This is a genomic window from Klebsiella sp. B345 (assembly GCF_051131735.1).
In the GTDB taxonomy this organism is placed as follows: Bacteria; Pseudomonadota; Gammaproteobacteria; order Enterobacterales; family Enterobacteriaceae; genus Klebsiella.
The window spans coordinates 4,844,792-4,865,538 of record NZ_CP180443.1 but is presented as its reverse complement, the minus strand read 5'-3'; the positions used below and the strand labels follow the sequence as shown (position 1 = coordinate 4,865,538).

General features: G+C 59.8%; 21 protein-coding genes. 10 read left to right on the top strand and 11 right to left on the bottom strand.

What is annotated here, in order from left to right; genetic code table 11:
- The first annotated feature begins 11 nt into the window (after positions 1 to 11).
- The 4 genes from nifV to nifM are packed head-to-tail and all read left to right on the top strand — an operon-like array spanning position 12 to position 2,654.
- The gene (nifV, locus tag ACMYSO_RS22800) at positions 12 to 1,154 is read left to right on the top strand and encodes a homocitrate synthase (protein ID WP_434668158.1); all 1,143 of its coding nucleotides are present in this window, start codon (positions 12 to 14) and stop codon (positions 1,152 to 1,154) included.
- A 2-nt stretch (positions 1,155 to 1,156) separates the two neighbouring features.
- The gene (locus ACMYSO_RS22795; protein ID WP_418343646.1) at positions 1,157 to 1,414 is read left to right on the top strand and encodes a nitrogenase-stabilizing/protective protein NifW; all 258 of its coding nucleotides are present in this window, start codon (positions 1,157 to 1,159) and stop codon (positions 1,412 to 1,414) included.
- Positions 1,411 to 1,857, top strand: coding sequence for a nitrogen fixation protein NifZ (locus ACMYSO_RS22790; protein ID WP_434668155.1), 447 nt, complete (start codon positions 1,411 to 1,413; stop codon positions 1,855 to 1,857). Before ACMYSO_RS22795 ends, ACMYSO_RS22790 begins: the two co-directional genes overlap by 4 nt.
- The gene (nifM, locus tag ACMYSO_RS22785; RefSeq protein WP_434668152.1) at positions 1,854 to 2,654 is read left to right on the top strand and encodes a nitrogen fixation protein NifM; all 801 of its coding nucleotides are present in this window, start codon (positions 1,854 to 1,856) and stop codon (positions 2,652 to 2,654) included. Before ACMYSO_RS22790 ends, nifM begins: the two co-directional genes overlap by 4 nt.
- A 23-nt stretch (positions 2,655 to 2,677) precedes the next feature.
- Here nifM and ACMYSO_RS22780 read toward each other — a convergent pair whose 3' ends face one another.
- A complete protein-coding gene (locus ACMYSO_RS22780) occupies positions 2,678 to 3,208 on the bottom strand; it encodes a flavodoxin (RefSeq protein WP_434668149.1) in 531 nt (176 codons plus the stop codon).
- A 321-nt stretch (positions 3,209 to 3,529) separates the two neighbouring features.
- On the opposite strand from ACMYSO_RS22780, the gene nifL reads away from it, so the two are divergent.
- The 4 genes from nifL (at position 3,530) to ACMYSO_RS22760 (ending at position 8,662) form a co-directional block, all read left to right on the top strand.
- Complete coding sequence (nifL, locus tag ACMYSO_RS22775) at positions 3,530 to 5,017, top strand: nitrogen fixation negative regulator NifL (protein WP_434668146.1); 1,488 nt, start codon at positions 3,530 to 3,532, stop codon at positions 5,015 to 5,017.
- Positions 5,014 to 6,588, top strand: a complete 1,575-nt coding sequence (gene nifA, locus ACMYSO_RS22770; protein WP_434668144.1) for a nif-specific transcriptional activator NifA — start codon at positions 5,014 to 5,016, stop codon at positions 6,586 to 6,588. Before nifL ends, nifA begins: the two co-directional genes overlap by 4 nt.
- A gap of 164 nt (positions 6,589 to 6,752) precedes the next feature.
- A complete protein-coding gene (nifB, locus tag ACMYSO_RS22765) occupies positions 6,753 to 8,159 on the top strand; it encodes a nitrogenase cofactor biosynthesis protein NifB (protein WP_434668141.1) in 1,407 nt (468 codons plus the stop codon).
- On the top strand, positions 8,159 to 8,662 hold the full coding sequence (locus tag ACMYSO_RS22760; RefSeq protein ID WP_434668138.1) for a nitrogen fixation protein NifQ: 504 nt from the start codon (positions 8,159 to 8,161) through the stop codon (positions 8,660 to 8,662). Before nifB ends, ACMYSO_RS22760 begins: the two co-directional genes overlap by 1 nt.
- 13 nt (positions 8,663 to 8,675) lie before the next feature.
- Here the strand turns inward: ACMYSO_RS22760 and ACMYSO_RS22755 are convergent, their stop codons facing one another.
- From ACMYSO_RS22755 to ACMYSO_RS22720, 8 genes are all read right to left on the bottom strand, one after another.
- Positions 8,676 to 9,263 carry a cupin domain-containing protein gene (locus tag ACMYSO_RS22755; protein WP_434668135.1) on the bottom strand — a complete coding sequence of 196 codons (588 nt, stop codon included), beginning with the start codon at positions 9,261 to 9,263 and terminating at the stop codon, positions 8,676 to 8,678.
- Positions 9,264 to 9,322: 59 nt separating this feature from the next.
- Positions 9,323 to 10,024 (bottom strand): DUF1989 domain-containing protein, encoded by a 702-nt coding sequence (locus ACMYSO_RS22750; RefSeq protein ID WP_434668133.1) that lies wholly within the window; start codon positions 10,022 to 10,024, stop codon positions 9,323 to 9,325.
- Positions 10,021 to 11,274 (bottom strand): M20 family metallo-hydrolase, encoded by a 1,254-nt coding sequence (locus ACMYSO_RS22745; protein ID WP_434668131.1) that lies wholly within the window; start codon positions 11,272 to 11,274, stop codon positions 10,021 to 10,023. Before ACMYSO_RS22745 ends, ACMYSO_RS22750 begins: the two co-directional genes overlap by 4 nt.
- Entirely contained in the window at positions 11,271 to 12,056 is a 786-nt protein-coding gene (locus tag ACMYSO_RS22740) for an amino acid ABC transporter ATP-binding protein (RefSeq protein ID WP_123753695.1), read from the bottom strand. Before ACMYSO_RS22740 ends, ACMYSO_RS22745 begins: the two co-directional genes overlap by 4 nt.
- Before the next feature lie 31 nt (positions 12,057 to 12,087).
- A complete protein-coding gene (locus ACMYSO_RS22735; RefSeq protein WP_434668128.1) occupies positions 12,088 to 12,729 on the bottom strand; it encodes an amino acid ABC transporter permease in 642 nt (213 codons plus the stop codon).
- On the bottom strand, positions 12,726 to 13,385 hold the full coding sequence (locus ACMYSO_RS22730) for an amino acid ABC transporter permease (protein WP_434668126.1): 660 nt from the start codon (positions 13,383 to 13,385) through the stop codon (positions 12,726 to 12,728). Before ACMYSO_RS22730 ends, ACMYSO_RS22735 begins: the two co-directional genes overlap by 4 nt.
- 10 nt (positions 13,386 to 13,395) lie before the next feature.
- Positions 13,396 to 14,253 carry a transporter substrate-binding domain-containing protein gene (locus ACMYSO_RS22725; protein WP_434668124.1) on the bottom strand — a complete coding sequence of 286 codons (858 nt, stop codon included), beginning with the start codon at positions 14,251 to 14,253 and terminating at the stop codon, positions 13,396 to 13,398.
- Between the two features lie 310 nt (positions 14,254 to 14,563).
- Positions 14,564 to 14,923 carry a helix-turn-helix domain-containing protein gene (locus ACMYSO_RS22720; protein ID WP_123753691.1) on the bottom strand — a complete coding sequence of 120 codons (360 nt, stop codon included), beginning with the start codon at positions 14,921 to 14,923 and terminating at the stop codon, positions 14,564 to 14,566.
- A 343-nt stretch (positions 14,924 to 15,266) separates the two neighbouring features.
- Between ACMYSO_RS22720 and ACMYSO_RS22715 the strand changes: the two genes are divergently transcribed.
- Both ACMYSO_RS22715 and oqxB read left to right on the top strand, forming a co-directional pair.
- Positions 15,267 to 16,442, top strand: coding sequence for an efflux RND transporter periplasmic adaptor subunit (locus ACMYSO_RS22715; protein ID WP_434668121.1), 1,176 nt, complete (start codon positions 15,267 to 15,269; stop codon positions 16,440 to 16,442).
- Between the two features lie 23 nt (positions 16,443 to 16,465).
- Positions 16,466 to 19,618, top strand: a complete 3,153-nt coding sequence (gene oqxB / locus ACMYSO_RS22710) for a multidrug efflux RND transporter permease subunit OqxB (protein WP_434668118.1) — start codon at positions 16,466 to 16,468, stop codon at positions 19,616 to 19,618.
- 68 nt (positions 19,619 to 19,686) lie between these two features.
- Here oqxB and ACMYSO_RS22705 read toward each other — a convergent pair whose 3' ends face one another.
- Complete coding sequence (locus ACMYSO_RS22705) at positions 19,687 to 20,166, bottom strand: RrF2 family transcriptional regulator (RefSeq protein WP_434668115.1); 480 nt, start codon at positions 20,164 to 20,166, stop codon at positions 19,687 to 19,689.
- A gap of 185 nt (positions 20,167 to 20,351) precedes the next feature.
- Complete coding sequence (locus tag ACMYSO_RS22700; RefSeq protein WP_434670861.1) at positions 20,352 to 20,699, bottom strand: DUF6404 family protein; 348 nt, start codon at positions 20,697 to 20,699, stop codon at positions 20,352 to 20,354.
- Positions 20,700 to 20,747: the final 48 nt, after the last annotated feature.

Sequence of the window (20,747 nt, the reverse complement as noted above, 5' to 3'; positions counted from 1 at the left end):
AGGCCGCGGTCATGGGACGGGTGCTGATTAACGATACCACCCTGCGCGATGGTGAACAGAGCCCCGGCGTCGCCTTTCGCGCCAGCGAAAAAGTGGCGATTGCCGAAGCGCTGTATGCCGCGGGGATCGCCGCGATAGAGGTGGGCACGCCGGCGATGGGGGATGAGGAGATCGCGCGCATTCAGCTGGTACGCCGCCAGCTTCCTCACGCGACGCTGATGACCTGGTGTCGGATGAACGCCCTGGAAATCCGCCAGAGCGCCGATCTGGGCATCGACTGGGTGGATATCTCGATACCGGCGTCGGATAAGCTGCGGCAGTACAAACTGCGCGAGCCGCTGGAGGTGCTGCTGGAGCGGCTGGCGACCTTTATCCAGCTCGCGCATACCCTCGGTCTGAAGGTATGCATCGGCTGCGAGGATGCCTCGCGGGCCAGCAGACAAACCCTGCACCAGATAGCCCAGGTGGCCCGGCAATCCGGCGCCAGCCGCCTGCGCTTTGCCGATACCGTCGGCCTGCTCGACCCGTTTACCACCGCCAGCCACATCACGGCCCTGCGCGAAGTCTGGCCCGGCGAAATCGAAATGCACGCCCACAACGATCTTGGCCTGGCCACCGCCAATACCCTTGCAGCGGTACGCGCCGGGGCAACCAGCGTCAACACCACGGTCCTCGGACTCGGCGAACGGGCGGGTAACGCCGCGCTGGAGACCGTGGCCCTTGCGCTGGAGCGCTGCCTGGGCGTCGATACCGGCGTGCAGTTTTCAGCACTCCCAGCCCTGTGCCAGAAGGTGGCGGAGGCCGCGCTGCGTCCCATTGATCCGCAGCAACCGCTGGTGGGCGACCGGGTCTTTACCCATGAGTCCGGGGTTCACGTCGCGGCGCTGCTGCGCGATAGCGAGAGCTACCAGTCCATTGATCCGGCGCTGCTGGGCCGCAGCTATCGGCTGGTGCTGGGAAAACACTCCGGACGCCAGGCGGTCAACGGCGTATTTGACCAGATGGGCTATCACCTGACGTCAGCACAAATTAATCAGCTACTGCCCGCTATCCGCCGCTTTGCCGAAAACTGGAAGCGCAGCCCGAAGGATTACGAGCTGGTGGCCATTTATGAAGAGTTATGTGGCGAAGCCGCGCTGCGAGCGAGGGGGTAAGCATGGAGTGGTTTTATGACATTCCCGGCGTGGACGAACTCAGCTCCGCCGAATCATTTTTTCAGTTTTTCGCAGTGCCCTATCAGCCTGAACAACTTGGTCGCTGCTGCCTACCGGTGCTGGCCGCGTTTCACCGCAAACTGCGCGCCGAAGTGCCGTTGCAAAACCGGCTGGAGGAGAACCCGCGGGCCCCGTGGCTGCTGGCGCGACGGCTGCTGGCGGAGAGCTATCAGCAACAGTTTATGGAGCACGACAGATGAGACCGATATTCACTTTTAGCGAAGAGGTCCGGGTGGTACGCGCGATTCGTAACGATGGAACCGTCGCGGGCTTCGCACCCGGCGCATTGCTGGTCAGGCGCGGCAGTACCGGGTTTGTGCGCGACTGGGGCGTCTTTTTGCAGGATCAGATTATCTACCAGATCCACTTTCCGGACAGCGATCGGATCATCGGCTGTCGCGAGCAGGAGCTGATCCCTATCGCCCACCCCTGGTTGGCCGGGAATTTGCAGTATGGCGATACCGTCACCAGCCAGATGGCGCTGTCGGTCAAGGGCGATGTGGTGGTCAACATCGGTCAACAGGGGCGCATTGAGGGCACCGGTCAGGGGGAATCAGGTGATTGCTACACCGTCGACTTCGCCGGCCGTTGGCTGGTGGTTCCGCAGCAGGTCCTGGCCTTATCAGAGGAGAAAGAATCATGAATGCATGGGAACGTTTTGGCCGGCAGCGGCTGGCGCGCAGCCGCTGGAACGGCGATCCGGCAACCCTCAGCGCGGCCGATGAGCAGGCTTTTGAGCAGGCCTGGCAGCACCAGTCACGGATGGAACAGGCAATCGTCGGGCAGGTCCCGGAAAGCGCTATTTCCGCCGCACTACAGGAGACCATCGCCGCCTCCCTGGCGCGCTGGCTTGATGACGGCGGGTTTACTCCAGCAGAACGCGCGGCCGTTGTGCAGCATCATGCCCGGCTGGAAATCGCCTTTGCCGATATTGCCTGCCAGGCGCCGCAGCCGGATATCTCGACGGTTCAGGCCTGGTATCTGCACCATCGGGCGCAGTTTATGCGCCCGGAACAGCGCCTGACCCGTCATCTGCTGCTGACCGTCGATAACGACCAGCAGGCGGTCCATCAGCAAATCCTGCAACTGCACCAGCAAATCGACGCCTCCCGCGACGCCTTTGCCACGCTGGCCCAGCGTTATTCCCAGTGCCCGAGCGCGTTGGAAGGTGGGCGTTTAGGCTGGATTAGCCGGGGATTGCTCTACCCACAGCTGGAAAGCGCGCTGTTTGCGCTGACGGAAAACGCGCTCACGCCTCCTGTCGCCAGCGAACTGGGATGGCATCTGTTGTGGTGTGAAGCGATTCGTCCCGCCGAACCCATGGCGCAGCAGCAGGCGCTGGAGAGTGCCCGTGAGTACCTCTGGCAGCAGAGCCAGCAGCGCCACCAGCGTCAGTGGCTGGCGCAGATGATCGCCAGGCAGCCGGGGTTATGCGGGTAGCCAGAGCGGCTACCCATCCACGTTTACAGTACGGTGCTTTTGATCTCCTCAAGCCAGGCCGTCAGCCGCGCTTCGGTCTGGTCGAACTGGTTATCCTGATCGAGTACCAGCCCCACAAAGCGCTCCCCTTCCAGCGCCGACGAGGCGCTGAATTCGTAGCCTTCATTCGGCCAACTGCCGATGATCTGCGCGCCGCGGGCGCGAAGTGCGTCGTACAGCGGGCGCATCCCGCTGACAAAATTGTCGGGGTAGCCCCGCTGGTCGCCCAGGCCAAACAGCGCCACGGTTTTGCCAATCAGGCTGGTATCGTCAAGGCCGCTGATAAATTCACTCCATGATTCACTTTCACAGCCGGCCTCAAGGCCCGGCAGTTGGCCGTCGCCCAGCGTCGGGGTCCCCAGCAGCAGGACCGGATAGGCCATAAAGTCATCGAGCGTGGTGCGATTGATGTTGACCGGGGCATCCGCGACCCCGTCCAACTGCTTGTGGATCATTTTCGCGATTTTGCGGGTTTTGCCGGTATCGGTGCCAAAGAAAATGCCAATGTTCGCCATGTTGCGCTCCTGTCAGGAAGAATGATTGAAAACCGGAGATATCGCAGGGGTATTGCGAAGGCTGTGCCAGGTTGCGATGCACTACGACGGTACACGCGTGCCCCATGACGATCGCTTTTGCCCCCTGCCGCCGCATGTGGCGGGCATGGCAAGGCGGGAAAAACGCCCAAAATGCCGGGTTTCCCCCTGCCGGATCAATGTTTATGCAGGTCGCGCCGAGAAAGGCTTACTGTTTGCATGGCTATAAGAGTCAGGATAATACCGCGGCTTCCGTGTCGCGGTGTCGGACAAATTGTCATAACTGCGACACAGGAGTTTGCGATGACCCTGAATATGATCCGCGATAACACCGTGCCGGAGGCGATTGCCGGCGCGCTGACGCAACAACATCCGGGGCTGTTTTTTACCATGGTGGAACAGGCATCGGTGGCGATATCTCTCACCGATGCCCGCGCGAATATCATTTACGCTAACCCAGCGTTTTGCCGTCAGACCGGCTATTCGCTGGCACAATTGTTAAACCAGAACCCACGATTGCTCGCCAGCAAACAGACGCCGCGCGAGATCTACCAGGACATGTGGCAAACCCTGCTCCAGCGCCGCCCGTGGCGCGGCCAACTGATCAACCAGCGCCGCTGCGGCGAGCTGTTCCTGGTGGACATCGACATCACACCGGTGCTGAGCCCGCAGGGGGAACTGGAGCATTATCTGGCGATGCAGCGGGATATCAGCGTCAGCTACACCATGGAGCAGCGGCTGCGCAACCATATGACCCTCGTGGAGGCGGTACTCAATAATATCCCCGCCGCCGTGGTGGTAGTGGACGAGCAGGATCGGGTGGTAATGGATAACCTTGCCTATAAAACCTTCTGCGCCGACTGCGGTGGGAAAGAGTTGCTGGTGGAACTGCAGGTTTCACCGCGCAGCATGGGGGCCGGCGTCGAGCAGGTCCTGCCGGTGGTAGTACGCGGTGCGGTGCGCTGGCTGTCGGTCACCTGCTGGGCGCTGCCTGGCGTTAGCGAAGAGGCCAGCCGCTATTTTGTCGACAGCGCCCCGGCGCGAACGCTGGTGGTGATAGCCGACTGTACCCAGCAGCGTCAGCAGCAGGAACAGGGGCGCCTCGACCGCCTGAAACAGCAGATGACCGCCGGTAAACTGTTGGCCGCCATCCGCGAGTCGCTGGATGCAGCGCTGATTCAGCTCAACTGCCCAATCAACATGCTGGCGGCCGCGCGTCGGCTGAATGGCGAGGGCAGCGGCAACGTGGCGCTGGAGTCGGCGTGGCGCGAAGGGGAAGAGGCCATGGCGCGCCTGCAACGTTGCCGCCCTTCCCTTGAGCTGGAGAGCAATGCCGCCTGGCCGCTTCAACCCTTCTTTGACGACCTGTGCGCCCTGTACCGTACCCGCTTTGACGACCGCGCGCTGCTGCAGATCGACATGGCATCACCGCATCTGATCGGCTTTGGACAACGTACCCAGTTGCTGGCGTGCTTAAGTTTATGGCTCGACCGCACGCTGGCCCTCGCCGCCGAGCTGCCCTCCGTGCCGCTGGAGATGCAGCTGTATGCCGAGGAGGAGGACGGCTGGCTGTCGTTGTATCTCAACGACAATGTGCCGCTGCTGCAGGTGCGTTACGCCCACTCTCCCGATGCCTTAAATGCCCCCGGCAAAGGGATGGAGCTGCGGTTGATCCAGACCCTGGTGGCCCACCACCGCGGCGCTATCGAACTTTCGTCCCGCCCGCAAGGGGGAACCTGTCTGACCCTGCGTTTTCCACTCTTCAATGCCCTGACCGGAGGTGAAAAATGATCCACAAATCCGACCCGGATACCACCGTCAGGCGTTTTGACCTTTCCCAGCAGTTCACCGCCATGCAGCGGATTAGCGTGATACTGAGCCGCGCCACCGAGGCGAGCAAAACGCTGCAGGAGGTGCTGAGCGTGTTGCACAACGATGCGTTTATGCAGCACGGGATGATCTGCCTGTACGACAGCCAACAGGAGATATTGAGTATCGAAGCGCTACAGCAAAACGGGCAGCAGACACTGCCCGGCAGTACCCAGATTCGCTACCGCCCCGGCGAAGGGCTGGTCGGCACCGTACTGGCGCAGGGTCAGTCGCTGGTGCTGCCGCGCGTCGCCGACGACCAGCGCTTTCTCGACCGTCTGAGCCTGTACGATTACGACCTGCCGTTTATCGCCGTGCCGCTGATGGGCCCCCACTCGCGACCCATTGGCGTGCTGGCAGCGCAGCCGATGGCGCGTCAGGAAGAGCGGCTGCCGGCCTGTACGCGGTTTCTCGAAACCGTCGCCAACCTGATAGCCCAGACCATACGGCTGATGATCCTGCCGGCCTCCGCCGCCCAGCCCCCGCAGCAGGCCCCCCGAGTGGAGCGACCGCGGAGCTGCGCGCCAGGCCGCGGTTTTGGTCTGGAGAATATGGTCGGCAAAAGCCCGGCGATGCGGCAGATCATGGAGATTATTCGCCAGGTCTCGCGCTGGGATACCACTGTGCTGGTGCGCGGCGAGAGCGGCACCGGCAAGGAACTGATCGCGAATGCTATCCACCATAATTCACCGCGCGCTGCCTCCGCCTTTGTGAAGTTCAACTGCGCGGCGCTGCCGGATACGCTGCTGGAGAGCGAGCTGTTTGGCCATGAAAAAGGGGCCTTCACCGGCGCGGTGCGCCAGCGTAAAGGCCGCTTTGAGCTGGCGGACGGCGGCACCCTGTTTCTCGATGAAATTGGCGAAAGCAGCGCCTCGTTTCAGGCCAAACTGCTGCGGATCCTGCAGGAAGGCGAAATGGAGCGCGTCGGCGGCGATGAAACCCTGCGCGTCAACGTGCGTATTATCGCGGCGACCAACCGCCATCTTGAGGAGGAAGTACGGCTGGGGAATTTCCGCGAGGATCTTTACTATCGTCTGAACGTGATGCCCATTGCCCTGCCCCCCCTACGCGAACGGCAGGAAGATATTGCCGAGCTAGCGCACTTTCTGGTGCGTAAAATCGCGCAGCATCAGGGAAGAGCGCTGCGCATCAGCGATGGCGCCATCCGTCTGCTGATGGAGTACAGCTGGCCGGGCAACGTTCGCGAGCTGGAAAACTGCCTTGAACGTTCGGCGGTGATGTCGGAGAGCGGGCTGATCGACCGGGATGTGATTCTGTTCAACCATCGCGATCATCCGCCTAAAGCTATCCCCACCGGCAGCCCGGCGGAAGATGGCTGGCTGGACAATAGCCTCGATGAACGCCAGCGGCTGATTGCGGCACTGGAAAAAGCGGGTTGGGTGCAGGCCAAAGCGGCACGGCTGCTCGGGATGACGCCGCGTCAGGTCGCCTATCGGATTCAGATCATGGACATCACCATGCCGCGGCTCTGAGGTGCTGTGTGAGGTTCAGGACATTGTCGCCGCGTCGGCGGGATTGCGACAATTCCCTCTGGCACCTCACTTTCTTAAACTGATACTTTTCAGTGAATTACAAAAATAGCGTCTGGTATAGCATTTGCAGCAGGAAGGTATCGCCCAACCATGAAGGTACGACCATGACTTCCTGCTCTTCTTTACCTGGCGCCTCCGCCTGCCACACGGCGGACGCTTCTCCGTTGACGCCGCTGGTGGCCGCTAAAGTCGCCGCCCACCCCTGCTATTCTCGTCATGGGCATCACCGTTTTGCGCGGATGCATCTGCCGGTCGCCCCCGCCTGCAATTTGCAGTGCAACTACTGTAATCGCAAATTTGATTGCAGCAATGAGTCCCGCCCCGGGGTGTCGTCGACGCTGCTGACCCCCGAGCAAGCGGTGTTAAAAGTACGCCAGGTTGCGCAGGCCATCCCGCAGCTATCGGTTGTCGGCATCGCCGGTCCCGGCGATCCGCTGGCGAACATCGCCCACACCTTCCGTACGCTGGAGCTGATCCGCGAGCAACTGCCGGACCTGAAATTGTGCCTGTCGACCAACGGCCTGATGCTGCCCGACGCAGTGGATCGCCTGCTGGAGGTCGGGGTTGACCACGTGACGGTCACCATCAATACGCTGGATGCCGATATTGCCGCGCAAATCTACGCCTGGCTGTGGCTGGACGGCGAGCGCTACAGCGGGCGTGAAGCCGGAGAGATATTGATCGCCCGGCAGCTGGAGGGGGTGCGCAGGCTGACCGCCAGCGGCGTACTGGTCAAGATCAATTCGGTGCTGATCCCTGGCATTAATGACGGCGGCATGGCCGACGTCAGCCGTCAGCTGCAGGCCAGCGGTGCCTTTATCCATAATATTATGCCGCTGATTGCCAGGCCGGAGCACGGTACGGTGTTTGGCCTTAACGGCCAGCCGGAGCCGGACGCCGATATGCTCGCCGCGATCCGTAGCCGCTGTGCAGAAGTGATGCCGCAGATGACCCACTGCCACCAGTGCCGCGCCGATGCTATCGGGATGCTCGGCGAGGACCGTAGCCAGCAGTTTACCCAACTGCCGGCCCCGGCGAGCCTGCCAGCCTGGTTGCCGATCCTCCACCAGCGTGCGCAGCTGCACGCCAGTATTGCCACTCACGGTGAATCCGACGCCGATGACGCCTGTCTGGTCGCCGTGGCGTCAGGCCGTGGGGAGGTGATTGATTGCCACTTTGGTCACACCGAGCGGTTTTATATTTACAGCCTGTCGGCCGCCGGTATGGTACTGGTTAACGAACGGTTTACCCCAAAATATTGCCAGGGACGCGATGAGTGCGCGCCGCAGGATAGCGAGGCCCGCTTCGCGGCGATCCTCGAACTGCTGGCGGACGTGAAAGCGGTATTCTGCGCGCGTATCGGCCATCTGCCGTGGCAAAAGCTGGAACAGGCAGGTATCGAGCCGTGCATTGACGGCGCGTGGCGGCCGGTGTCGGAGGTATTGCCTGACTGGTGGCAACAGCGTCGGGGGAACTGGTCCACGTCCCAGAGCCGTCAGGGGGTCGCCTGATGTCGCCGGACGACTGGTTAAGGCGGTTATGGCTGCTGTATCACGCGGGCCAGGGCAGCTTTGCGTTGCGGATGGGGCTTACCCCTCAGGCGTGGCAGGCATTGCAGCAGCGTCTCGGCGAGGCCGAAACGCTGCTGGATGGCGAGACGCTGGCCAGCCGCCGCCTGATGACTGAGCTAAACGCCACCCGCACGGAGGAGCGCCAGCAACTGAACCTGTGGCTGGCGAGCTGGATGGCGCCGGAGGCCGCACCGATGGCGCAGATTATTGCCGAGGTGTCGCTGGCGTTTAACCATCTCTGGCAGGATCTGGGGCTGGCGTCACGGGCCGAGCTGCGCCTGCTGATGGGCGACTGTTTTCCGCAGCTGGTAGTGATGAACGAGCACAATATGCGCTGGAAAAAGTTCTTTTATCGTCAACGCTGCTTGTTGCAGCAAGGGGAAGTCGTCTGCCGCTCGCCAAGCTGCGACGAGTGTTGGGAGCGGGCGGCGTGCTTTGAATGACAACCGGGGCATATCAGAAGGTGACGGGGGTATTGACCCACAGAACTTTCGCCACCACAGTGCCCACGTTACGGTATCCGTGGGGAACCTGGCTTGGAAAATAGAAGGAATCCCCCGGCGTCAGGCGCCATACGTCGTCGCCGAGCCGCAGCTCCACTTCGCCTTCCAGCACATAGCCCATCTCTTCACCATGGTGCTCAATCAGGCCATCGCTCTCCACGCCGGGCTCAATAATATGAATATTGCCCTGCAGCAGCCCACCTTTGTGGTGCCAGGTGAGGTTTTCCAGCTCAATTCCGCCCTTTTTATTCCGTTGCAGGAAGCGCTTACGCTGGCGCTGTTCGGGCTTCAGGATCGGCGCATCAGCCACCCAGTCTTCCGCCATCAGATCGGCAATGCTGGTGTCCAGCGCTTTGGCTAACCGATGCAGCATCGCCAGCGACGGGCTTGCTGCTTCATTCTCCAGCTTTGACAGCAAACTTTCCGAGCACCCCACCTTCTGCGCCAGCTGTTTAAGCGTCATTTCCTGCACCAGCCTGGCATGACGCAAGCGCATGCCGAGACGCGTTCCCGAAGATTTCAGTTCAGTCGTATTTTTCATGTATGAGTTTCATTCAATCCAGCAACAGGCCCGCACGCCGCGGGCCTGGACATTATCCATCACGCCATTACGATGAACTGGACCTCTTGTGGCGAACAGCCGTTAATCGGCACGATATCCTGAGGGCACGCGGACATCACCGCCACGCAATCCAGTTCAGCACGAATCTCTACATAATCACCCGCTTTACTGACCGTAGGCAACCAGGAAATGGTGTAGTCCGGATTGACCGGCGTATTCATCCACAGGTTCAGCGGCTGGGGTACTTCTCGGGCGCGTAACCCAATGGCCTGCAGCGCCATCCGCAGGTTGTCGGCGCAGCTATCGTGGTACTCCGTGATCCCCATATTGCTGTAACGGTAGAGATCGCAGGCGGCGATCATGGTGTCATGCACGCCCGGCGACGTATCGGTCAGCAGGGTGGCAATGGCCCGGCGGTGGTTGGTCGCCAGCACATCGCCAGGCTGGGGGATGATTTTGTCGATAAACGCACGGGTATGCTCCATCGAGGCGAACTCGCTCAGATCGGCGTGATTAAAAAACCAGGTATCGCACACCTGGCTCCCCGGGGTGTTGATGATGCGGATCACCTGACCTTTTTTCAGCAGCACCGCACGACCGCAGCGCGGTGGGATGGTGTAGAGCTCGTTAATAACCGGCGTGCCATCCGGCGAAATGGGGGATGTCGCCGTCGGGTTTACGCCAAGGGCGTCGCCATTGTCGTGGTCACAGCAAGCGGGGTAATGGGAAGTGATGGTCATGGATAAACTCCTTCAAAAGTAGCGGAAAGCTCGGTCAGGACGCAGGCTAATGTGCAAGCGCCAGCGGCCAACGAGCGTGGTTCGGTAAATTCAGCCGGGTTATGGCTAATGCCTTGATGGCTGGGGACAAATAACATGCTGGTGGGACAGTGTTCCGCCAGATACATCGCGTCATGAAAGGCCCCGGACAGCAGCGCCATATGGGCAATATCCAGCGCATTTGCAGCGTTCGTTAACACCTGATTGATTGACGGGTCAAAAACCACCGGCGCTTTGGCTAACAGCGTGTCGACGGTCACCCGTTCGCTTGCCAGCCCGGTCATCAGGGCATCAAGTCGGGCCAGGGTCTCATCCGCGGGATGGCGAAAATCCAGGGTAAAGCTCACCTGAGAGGGAATGGTGTTGATCGCGTTAGGGGTGACCTGCCAGCGGCCGAAGGTCATGCGCAGCTGCGCATCGTCGGTATCGCCCATCGTCCGTTCAATGTGGTTCACCAGCTCCCGCGCGAGGTTCATCGCGTCCTGACGCAGGCCCATCGGCGTCGTTCCCGCATGTGCCGATACGCCCTGACAGGTCACCTGATACCAGCGCACGCCCTGAATACCCTGCACCACCGCCAGCGACAAATCATGAGCTTCCAGAACCGGTCCCTGTTCGATATGCAGTTCCACAAAACAGGCCAGCTGACGATCTGGCCGCGGCGGTATCTCCGGGAAGCGCTGCCGATGGCGCGCTAACGCCTCGTTAAAGGGCACGCCGTCTTCCCCAATAGCCGCCAGATAGCCAGCAAGCCGCGCGGGTTCGACAAAAACACTGGATCCCATCGCGCCGGGCGCGAAGCGGGTTCCCTCTTCGTTGGTCCAGATAACCACCTCGACCGGGCGTTCGGTGACCACCTGAGCGTCATTCAGCGCTTTCAGACATGCCAGCCCGGCAATCACCCCGTAGCAACCATCGTAGTTGCCGCCGCAGGGCTGGGTATCGATATGGCTGCCGGTGCCGACCGGTGGCAACGCCCTGCGTCCTGGGCGGCGGAAAAACAGGTTTGCCGCCGCGTCGCAGTAGATCTCGCAGCCGAGTTCACGCGCGAGGCCGATAAGCCAGGCCCGCGCATCAAGTTCCACATCGCTCAGCGCCTGGCGGTCCACGCCGCCGTTGGCCAGTTTGCCAAACCCGGCGAGCTCCGCCAGCTGCTGTTGCAGCCACGCGTCATCGAGATGCTGAGCGACCTGTAAGCTGGCTTCCATCATGCTAATTTCTCCAGCTCTTCGGTTTGTAAGGGACGGCGAAACAGCGGCGCAAGGAAGCTACGCAACCGCTCGCTCTGGGGGCGAGTGAACATCTGCCGCGGCGTCCCGCTTTCAATAATCTGTCCGTCGGCCATAAACACCAGTCGCGAAGAGATATGCGCGGCAAAGGCCATTTCATGGGTCACCATCACCATGGTCATCCCCTGCCCGGCCAAATCGCGAATGACGTCGAGCACCTCTTCGACACGTTCCGGGTCGAGCGCCGAGGTAGGCTCATCCAGCAGCAGCAGTTCCGGGTTCAGCGCCAGCGCACGGGCGATGCCGACCCGCTGCTGCTGCCCGCCGGACAGGCGTACCGGCCAGTCGCCGGCTTTTTGCGCCATCCCCACCCGGGCAAGCGCGGCTAAGGCTGCCTGCTTTGCCTCATGGCGGGGCATTTTTTTCCCCAGCACTAACGGCGCGGTGACGTTTTCCAGCACCGTCATATGCGGCCAGAGATTGAACTGCTGAAAGACCATGGCCAGCGGCTTACGGACTTCCGCAATCAGGCTGGCGCTGTCAATGCAGGACGGGCCGCGCTGGGTGCCGGAATAACCAAGGAGCTGTCCTTTGATCAGCACCTCCCCGCGATCGTAGGCTTCGAGAAAATTCATGCAGCGCAGGGCAGTCGTCTTGCCGGAACCCGAGGGGCCGATCAGCGTGACGATCTCCCCGTGGTGGACGCTCAGGTTGAAATCATGCAGAACCACATGGTCGGCGAATGACTTGCCTACATGTCGCATTTCAAGTACAGGTGCGGATGTATTGCTCACGTTATTCTCCGGTTCTCAGGACGTGGCTTAACGTTCTGACGCTCAGGCTGACTCCCTGGGCCAGCAGCCAGTAACTGATAATCAGCAGGGTGTAAGGCAGAACGTAGCTATAGGTATTGGCGACAATCTGACTCGTGGTCATGGTCAATTCCGGTACCGTAATGACCGAGGCGATCGCGCTCTCTTTGATGGTCAAAATAAACTGATTACCGAGCAGCGGCAGGGCAAAGCGCAGGGCCTGCGGCGTCTGGATATGCCAGAAGCAGCGCAACGAAGAGATATTGTTCGCCAGCGCCGCTTCCCGCTGTCCGGGCGGGATGCTGTTCCACGCCGCCCGAAAGATTTCGCTAAAATAGGCTGCGCTATAGAGCAGCAGCGAGAGGATCGTCGCCTCGACGGCGCTAAGCATGATGCCGACTGACGGTAGCCCAAAATAGATAACCGCCAGCTGCGCCAGGAACGGCGTGCCGCGAATGACCCAGACGTAGGTGCGCCACAGGCGAAAGGCCAGCGCATGGTGACGGCACAGGCTGTGCATCATAAATCCGACCACCATGCCGCCGCAGGCGGCGCACAGGCTCAGCCACAACGTGACGCCGAGGGCCTGCAGATACGCGGGCAGATACTGCATCAATTCACTCATCGTTGTTCCCTCTGCCAGTGACGCTCCGCCTGACGCCCGAGCAGGGCCAGCAGGCTGGTAAGCAGCAGATAGACCAGCGCGACGGCGAGGTACACCTGCAGCGGCTGGTAGGTCGAAGAAGCCAGCTGCTGCCCCACGCGCATCAGGTCAGTCAAGGCAATCACCGACACCACCGCCGAGGCCTTCACCACATCAATCAGTTCAGAGATCAATGAAGGCAACGTGGTGCGCACCACCTGCGGTATCTGAATGCGCCATAGAATTTGCGCCGGCGTGAGGCCGCAGATAGCCGCCGCCTCCAGCTGGCCTGGGGCCAGGCTGGCAAAGCCGCTTTTCAGGATCTGCGACTGGTAGGCGGCCGTATTGAGCGTCAGAGCAAGCGCCGCCGCCACAAAACCAGGAATATCCAGCCCGAACCAGGAAGGCAGATAAAAGCACAGCAGCAGCTGAGCCAGCACCGGCGTGCCGCGGAACAAGCTGACCCAGCCATGGGCCACACAGCGATACAGCCGTGACGGACTTATCGACAGGCGCCAGACGCCCGTCCCCACTAAAAATCCGGCCGCCATCGCCGTCAGGCACAGCGTTGCCGTCGTTAATGCCCCCTCCAGCAGTACCGGGAGCCAGCGGACAAAGCTGGTGATGAAATCCGTCATCGTCAATGACTCACAGCGCCGGGGCCGGCATGTCGCTTGCCGGAATGGTCATGGTGAAACCGAACCATTTTTGTTGTAGCGCTTTCATCGTACCGTCTCGATTGGCCTCTATGATCCCGTCGCTGATCGCTTTCACCAGCGAGGCGCTATCCGCGTCTTTGCGCCCTACCCAGCCGAAGTAGGTCTGTGGGCCGATCATCTCCGGTAAGGTGGCGAAGACCCCAGGGCGCGTTTTGATCAGCGGCCCAAGGTTAGAGAGGGACTGAGCGACGCCGTCCAGACGATGAGATGCAAGGTCAGCGTAAGCTTCATCGAAAGCGACGTACTGTTTGATCTCTTTAATGCCTGGTTTGCCTTGCGCCCGCAGCGCGCTGTCGAAGGACTGCAATACCTGGAGCTGGCCCGAACCGGCCTGGGAGCCAATCACTTTGCCGCTGAGGTCTGCCGGGGTCTTAATGGCGCTATCATCGGCCCGTTTCAGCAGCGCAACCGTGGATTCCGCAATCGGGGCCGTAAAGGCAAAGTGCCCCATCCGCTGCTTGTTTACGGTTACCGCCGTGACGACAAAATCGAACTTCCCGGCATCCAGGCCCGGGAGAATGCCCTGGAAAGGCAGATCCAGCTGTTTAACCTTCACCCCAGGTAGCGACTTTTCAAGGATATGGTTCATCAAATCCACGTCGTACCCGACGATTTTGCCGTTATCAACATATTCAAACGGGGCATATCGCGCTTCGGTCGCCACGGTGATGACTTTCGCCTCCTTCACGCGTTGCAGAAGATCGGCGCTAAAGGCGGCAGACGAAAACAGGCTGGCGGATAGCAACATTGCCCCACAGGCAGATACGGAAAAACGGATCGGTTTCATGGTTCGCTCTCTGAAAGTTGTTTGAACGTTAGTCAAGTAACTTGAACAGAATGATAAGAGCATGAAACATGCCAATGAGGGACATTGGTCGGTTAAAAAAATAACAGTTTGATAACCAACAAGAAAAATGAGGATGGGCAGGAATGAAAAAACGGGCGCACAGCAACGCTCTGCACACATTCAATGCTGAGGTTGCACGCTAACAGTGCAGTTGCACAGGTCTAAGCCGCCGACGAGGATCGAACCAATGCCTCCAGAAAGCGCGCACGGCCTTAATCCCGAGCGCTTTTGATCCCTGGATGGGCTGATATCAGCGGTGCTGGCAGGCCGGGTTCGTGGCGGCGGCGGCCAGATTACGGCGCCAGACGCCCGGCGCCTGGCCGTACTGACGCTTGAAGCTGCGGTTGAAGGATTGCTGGGAGTCAAAGCCCAGCGCGATGGCCACGTTCAGGATTGGCTCGTCGCTGTCGGTTAAGCGCTCCAGCGATTTTTGTAGCTTGCGGGCGCGGATGTATTCGGCAATGGCGTGGCCGGTATGCGCTTTGAAGATCCGCTGCAGGTGCCATTTTGAGTACCCTGCCCGCCTGGAGACCGTGTCAATATCGAGACGGCTTTCAAGGTGGTTATCAATCCAGTCGAGTAAATCGTGCATAAAAGTGCCGGTGCTCATGTTGGGTCCCCCTGTGCACAGCATAAAAGTATTTCTATTTGTTGCATTTAAAAGTGGCTGTTTTTTGTATTAATTGCAAGTTTTATTGTTGCACTAAAATCCCCTTCCTGCCGATGTGTGACAAACCTGACAGCGTCGGCAAAAAAACAGCACTTAAAGTGAAACAATTATTATTGCACTTAGTCTGGCACCTTCCTACAATCGCCGTGATAGTGTATTCGTAACTGTTACAGTTTTGTGGCGATGAACGGCACAAATGACCTCAGGCCGACCGGACACAGGAAGTGGCGTAGCGTGCTTCACTACGTCTTGCCCGGCGGCAATAATCACCGGAATAAAAATAATGAGCCTGCAAAAAAACTGGGTTAACTTTCCTCTGCGTTTAACAGGGGGCGCACTCATCGCGCTGCTGCTTGCCAGCTGCGACAACAGCGTCGCACAGAACGCCGCCCCCGCGGCCCCTGTGGTCAGCGCCGCCGACGTGGTGGTGAAGTCCATTAGCCAATGGGATAGTTTTAACGGGCGGATTGAAGCGGTGGAGAGCGTGCAGCTTCGTCCGCGCGTCTCCGGCTACATCGAGAAAGTGAACTACACCGACGGCCAGGAAGTAAAAAAAGGCGAAGTGCTGTTCACTATCGATGACCGCACCTACCGCGCCGCGCTGGAGCAGGCCCAGGCCACGCTGGCCAGAGCCAAAACCCAGGCCAGCCTGGCACGCAGCGAGGCCAATCGTACCGACAAATTAATCAATACTAACGTGGTATCCCGCGAAGAGTGGGAGCAACGCCGTTCGGCCGCCACCCAGGCCCAGGCTGATATTCGCGCCGCACAGGCGGCAGTGGATGCTGCCCAGTTGAACCTGGACTTCACCAGGGTGACCGCCCCCATCGATGGCCGGGCCAGCCGGGCGCTGATTACCAGCGGTAACCTGGTGACGGCGGGCGACAGCGCCAGCGTACTCACGACCGTCGTCTCGCAGAAGACGGTCTACGTCTACTTTGACGTGGACGAGTCGACCTTTCTTCACTATCAAAACCTCGCCCGTAGCGGTCAGGGTGCCGCCAGCAACCATCTGGCGCTGCCGGTGGAGATTGGCCTGGTTGGCGAGGACGGTTACCCCCATCAGGGAAAAGTCGACTTTCTTGATAATCAGTTAACGCCGAGCACCGGCACGATCCGCATGCGCGCGCTGCTGGATAACGCCCAACGGCTTTTCACCCCGGGATTGTTTGCCCGCGTGCGTCTGCCGGGCAGCGCCGAATTCAAAGCCACGCTGATAGACGACAAAGCGGTGCTGACCGATCAGGATCGCAAATACGTTTACATCGTGGATAAAGAGGGCAAAGCACAGCGCCGCGATATTAAGCCAGGTCGCCTGGCTGCCGGGTTACGCATCGTCCAGCAGGGGCTGAACCCGGGCGATAAAGTCATCGTCGACGGCCTGCAAAAAGTGTTTATGCCGGGCATGCCGGTGGACGCAAAAACCGTGGCCATGACCACCAGCCCAGCCCTTAACTGATCCCTTACCAGAGAATCCAACGCATGGACTTTTCCCGCTTTTTTATCGACAGGCCGATTTTTGCCGCGGTGCTGTCGATTTTGATTTTTATTACCGGGCTCATTGCGATTCCACTGCTGCCGGTCAGTGAATACCCTGACGTCGTGCCGCCCAGCGTGCAGGTGCGCGCCGAATACCCCGGCGCCAACCCGAAAGTGATCGCCGAAACCGTGGCGACGCCGCTGGAAGAAGCAATCAACGGCGTCGAAAACATGATGTACATGAAATCCGTCGCCGGCTCCGATGGCGTGCTGGTCACCACCGTGACCTTCCGTCCGGGTACCGACCCTGACCAGGCGCAGGTTCAGGTGCAGAACCGGGTGTCGCAGGCCGAAGCGCGCCTGCCGGAAGATGTGCGCCGTCTGGGGATAACCACCCAGAAACAGTCGCCGACGCTGACCCTGGTGGTCCATCTGTTCTCGCCAAACGGCAAGTACGACTCGCTGTATATGCGCAACTACGCCACGCTGAAGGTGAAAGATGAGCTGGCGCGCCTGCCTGGCGTCGGGCAGATCCAGATTTTCGGCTCCGGCGAATACGCCATGCGCGTGTGGTTAGATCCCAATAAAGTGGCAGCCCGTGGGCTGACCGCCTCGGACGTGGTCACCGCGATGCAGGAACAAAACGTTCAGGTATCCGCCGGACAGTTGGGTGCCGAGCCGCTGCCGAAAGAGAGCGATTTCCTGATCTCTATTAATGCCCAGGGCCGTCTGCATACTGAAGAAGAGTTCGGCAACATTATTCTTAAAACGGCCCAGGACGGTTCGCTGGTGCGTCTGCGCGATGTCGCGCGCATCGAAATGGGATCGGGCAGCTACGCCCTGCGCTCCCAGCTGAATAATAAAGACGCGGTCGGGATCGGTATTTTCCAGTCGCCGGGGGCCAACGCCATCGACTTATCTAATGCGGTACGCGCCAAAATGGACGAGCTGTCCACGCGCTTCCCGGAGGATATGAAATGGGCCGCCCCGTATGACCCCACCGTGTTCGTCCGCGATTCAATTCGTGCAGTGGTGCAAACCCTGCTCGAAGCGGTGGTGCTGGTGGTACTGGTGGTGATCCTGTTCCTGCAAACCTGGCGGGCATCGATTATCCCGCTGATTGCGGTACCGGTGTCGGTGGTCGGGACGTTCAGCGTGCTCTATCTGCTTGGCTTCTCGCTTAACACGCTGAGTCTGTTCGGGCTGGTCCTCGCCATTGGGATCGTGGTGGACGATGCGATTGTGGTGGTGGAAAACGTCGAGCGTAATATCGAAGAGGGGCTGGCCCCGCTGCAGGCGGCGCACCAGGCGATGCGTGAGGTCTCCGGGCCGATTATCGCTATCGCGCTGGTGCTGTGCGCGGTGTTCGTGCCGATGGCGTTTCTCTCCGGCGTGACCGGGCAGTTCTATAAGCAGTTTGCGGTGACCATCGCCATTTCGACGGTGATCTCTGCCATCAACTCGCTGACGCTCTCCCCGGCGCTGGCCGCCCTGCTGCTGAAACCGCACGGGGCGCCGAAGGACCTCCCTACCCGGCTGATCGACCATCTGCTCGGCTGGCTGTTCCGCCCGTTCAACCGTTTCTTCCAGCGCAGTTCACACGGCTACCAGGCGCTGGTGGGTAAAACCCTGGGGCGTCGTGGCGCGGTGTTTGTCGTGTATGTGCTGCTGCTGTGCGCCGCCGGCGTGATGTTTAAAGCCGTCCCCGGCGGCTTTATTCCGACCCAGGATAAGCTCTACCTGATTGGCGGTGTCAAAATGCCGGAAGGATCGTCGCTGTCGCGCACCGACGCGGTGATCCGCCAGATGAGCGAAATCGGGATGAATACCGAAGGCGTGGATTACGCGGTGGCGTTTCCCGGGCTGAACGCGCTGCAGTTCACCAATACCCCGAACACCGGCACGGTATTTTTTGGCCTGAAGCCATTCGATCAGCGTAAACATACGGCGGCGGAGATTAACGCCGAGATCAATGCCAAAATCGCGCAGATCCAGCAGGGCTTTGGCTTCTCGATCCTGCCGCCGCCGATTCTGGGGCTGGGCCAGGGTTCCGGTTACTCGCTCTACATTCAGGATCGCGGCGGTTTAGGCTACGGTACCCTGCAAACGGCGGTGAACACTCTGTCCGGGGCGATCATGCAGACGCCGGGAATGCACTTCCCGATTTCAACCTATCAGGCCAACGTGCCGCAGCTAGAGGTGCAGGTCGATCGTGATAAAGCCAAAGCCCAGGGGGTGTCGCTGACCGATCTGTTCGGCACGCTGCAAACCTATCTGGGATCGTCCTATGTGAACGATTTTAACCAGTTTGGCCGCACCTGGCGCGTGATGGCTCAGGCCGACGGGCCGTTCCGCGACAGCGTGGAGGATATTGCAAACCTGCGCACGCGCAATAGCCAGGGCGAAATGGTGCCGATTGGCAGTATGGTCAATATCAGCACCACCTACGGACCAGACCCGGTGATCCGTTATAACGGCTATCCGGCGGCGGATCTGATTGGCGATGCCGACCCTCGCGTGCTCTCATCAGCCCAGGCGATGACGCAGGTAGCCGAGATGTCGAAACAGCTGCTGCCAAACGGGATGAACATTGAATGGACCGATCTGAGCTTCCAGCAGGCGACCCAGGGAAACACCGCGCTGATTGTCTTCCCGGTGGCGGTACTGCTGGCCTTCCTGGTTCTGGCGGCGCTGTATGAGAGCTGGACCCTGCCGCTGGCGGTGATCCTCATCGTGCCGATGACCCTGCTCTCTGCCCTGTTTGGCGTGTGGTTAACCGGGGGCGATAACAACGTCTTCGTGCAGGTCGGGCTGGTGGTGTTGATGGGGCTGGCCTGTAAAAACGCGATTCTGATCGTTGAGTTTGCGCGTGAGCTGGAAATCCAGGGGAAAGGCATTATGGAGTCGGCGCTGGAGGCCTGTCGCCTGCGTTTGCGCCCGATTGTAATGACCTCTATCGCCTTTATTGCCGGGACCATTCCGCTGATCCTCGGCCACGGCGCCGGAGCCGAGGTGCGCGGCGTGACCGGGATCACGGTGTTCTCCGGGATGCTTGGGGTAACGCTGTTTGGTCTGTTCCTGACCCCGGTATTTTACGTCGCGCTGCGCAAGCTCGTCGCGCGTAGAAAACCCGATGCCGGGATTTTGCCGGGTTAACCCCCGCAGGCAATAAAAAACCGCCTTCAGGCATGTGCTGAAGGCGGTTTTTTTACGCTAAAGCCACGCTAGCGGGCTTTTTTATCGCGGGTATCCAGTTCAGGCACCGCGAGGCATCCGCTGGTATCGCCCTTTTTGACTTTTGCCAGCGCGCTGGCCACGGTATGGCGGGCCAGCACATCCAGCGAGGCTTGCTCGGCTTCATCGGCAATAGATTTGAAATACCAGCAGGCGTTGGCGCTCACCACGCAACGTGCCGGCACATCGGGCCGGGATGCCCACAGTTTTTTATCTTCGATGACCGAGATGTAGATATCGCGCAGGGTAATGCTTTCTGCCGGGCGACCAAGATGGATGGAACCGTTACGGCCCAGCGTGGAGACAATAATTCCGTCACGGGTCAGCGGTACCATGAGTTTGCGGATTAAGCTCGGGTTGGCTTCCAGACCATAGGCCAGGATCGAACTTGTCGAACGTTCACCCATTTCCTCCGCCATCGCTACGCTAAGAACCATCTGCAACGCTGTCGGGAAGCGGTAATCTAACATGTTATCTTCCTGGGTCGCGGTGAATCTTGTTCTTTTTGGCACCGCAGAGGTGAATAATCAATAAGCAACAATATAACAAACATGGTCATTATTTTGAAGCTATCTACTGCGAGGATGCGGCGTAAAACAAGCTTTCCGTGCCATATTTGTGACCACTCAGGGTATTCCTTAGCCGCGATGGCGCGCTAAAGCTGCTTCCAGTCCGGCAGGTTGTTCGCACGTTTACGCCAGGCATGGAATAGCGCCATAAAAAAGCCGAATAACATCCCGGAACAGGCGCTGAGGAACAGGGCATAAGCCACGCTATGACCCTGATCTCGCCAGTTGCTAAACCACATCAGAAGTCCCCATAACGGGCCAAACCAGCCAGCAAAAAACACCATGTTCAGCCAGAACGGCGCAAACGGTGGCGGCGGCATTTTCCATCCGGCATTCCACAACAGACGCAACAGCGGCGGCGCATAGTTGCTGCGCCACATATTTTTCTCTTGCATCAACGTCATTGCTTTTTGCTTCTTCTCTTCAAAGGCCATGTTTTGCATCCTTTCCTGTCACCGGCAATGAAATGATCATCGCGGAAT

Excerpts from the sequence above, each read along its gene's own strand:
- ACMYSO_RS22715 (WP_434668121.1), top strand. The coding sequence starts at position 15,267 with ATGAGCCTGCAAAAAAACTGGGTTAACTTTCCTCTGCGTTTAACAGGG.
- ACMYSO_RS22795 (WP_418343646.1), top strand. The coding sequence starts at position 1,157 with ATGGAGTGGTTTTATGACATTCCCGGCGTGGACGAACTCAGCTCCGCC.
- ACMYSO_RS22780 (WP_434668149.1), bottom strand. The coding sequence starts at position 3,208 with ATGGCGAACATTGGCATTTTCTTTGGCACCGATACCGGCAAAACCCGC.
- ACMYSO_RS22750 (WP_434668133.1), bottom strand. The coding sequence starts at position 10,024 with ATGACCATCACTTCCCATTACCCCGCTTGCTGTGACCACGACAATGGC.
- ACMYSO_RS22745 (WP_434668131.1), bottom strand. The coding sequence starts at position 11,274 with ATGATGGAAGCCAGCTTACAGGTCGCTCAGCATCTCGATGACGCGTGG.
- ACMYSO_RS22720 (WP_123753691.1), bottom strand. The coding sequence starts at position 14,923 with ATGAGCACCGGCACTTTTATGCACGATTTACTCGACTGGATTGATAAC.
- ACMYSO_RS22700 (WP_434670861.1), bottom strand. The coding sequence starts at position 20,699 with ATGGCCTTTGAAGAGAAGAAGCAAAAAGCAATGACGTTGATGCAAGAG.
- oqxB (WP_434668118.1), top strand. The coding sequence starts at position 16,466 with ATGGACTTTTCCCGCTTTTTTATCGACAGGCCGATTTTTGCCGCGGTG.
- ACMYSO_RS22735 (WP_434668128.1), bottom strand. The coding sequence starts at position 12,729 with ATGAGTGAATTGATGCAGTATCTGCCCGCGTATCTGCAGGCCCTCGGC.
- nifV (WP_434668158.1), top strand. The coding sequence starts at position 12 with ATGGGACGGGTGCTGATTAACGATACCACCCTGCGCGATGGTGAACAG.
- nifA (WP_434668144.1), top strand. The coding sequence starts at position 5,014 with ATGATCCACAAATCCGACCCGGATACCACCGTCAGGCGTTTTGACCTT.
- nifM (WP_434668152.1), top strand. The coding sequence starts at position 1,854 with ATGAATGCATGGGAACGTTTTGGCCGGCAGCGGCTGGCGCGCAGCCGC.
- ACMYSO_RS22755 (WP_434668135.1), bottom strand. The coding sequence starts at position 9,263 with ATGAAAAATACGACTGAACTGAAATCTTCGGGAACGCGTCTCGGCATG.
- ACMYSO_RS22725 (WP_434668124.1), bottom strand. The coding sequence starts at position 14,253 with ATGAAACCGATCCGTTTTTCCGTATCTGCCTGTGGGGCAATGTTGCTA.
- ACMYSO_RS22740 (WP_123753695.1), bottom strand. The coding sequence starts at position 12,056 with ATGCGACATGTAGGCAAGTCATTCGCCGACCATGTGGTTCTGCATGAT.
- ACMYSO_RS22730 (WP_434668126.1), bottom strand. The coding sequence starts at position 13,385 with ATGACGGATTTCATCACCAGCTTTGTCCGCTGGCTCCCGGTACTGCTG.
- ACMYSO_RS22705 (WP_434668115.1), bottom strand. The coding sequence starts at position 20,166 with ATGTTAGATTACCGCTTCCCGACAGCGTTGCAGATGGTTCTTAGCGTA.
- nifL (WP_434668146.1), top strand. The coding sequence starts at position 3,530 with ATGACCCTGAATATGATCCGCGATAACACCGTGCCGGAGGCGATTGCC.
- ACMYSO_RS22790 (WP_434668155.1), top strand. The coding sequence starts at position 1,411 with ATGAGACCGATATTCACTTTTAGCGAAGAGGTCCGGGTGGTACGCGCG.
- nifB (WP_434668141.1), top strand. The coding sequence starts at position 6,753 with ATGACTTCCTGCTCTTCTTTACCTGGCGCCTCCGCCTGCCACACGGCG.
- ACMYSO_RS22760 (WP_434668138.1), top strand. The coding sequence starts at position 8,159 with ATGTCGCCGGACGACTGGTTAAGGCGGTTATGGCTGCTGTATCACGCG.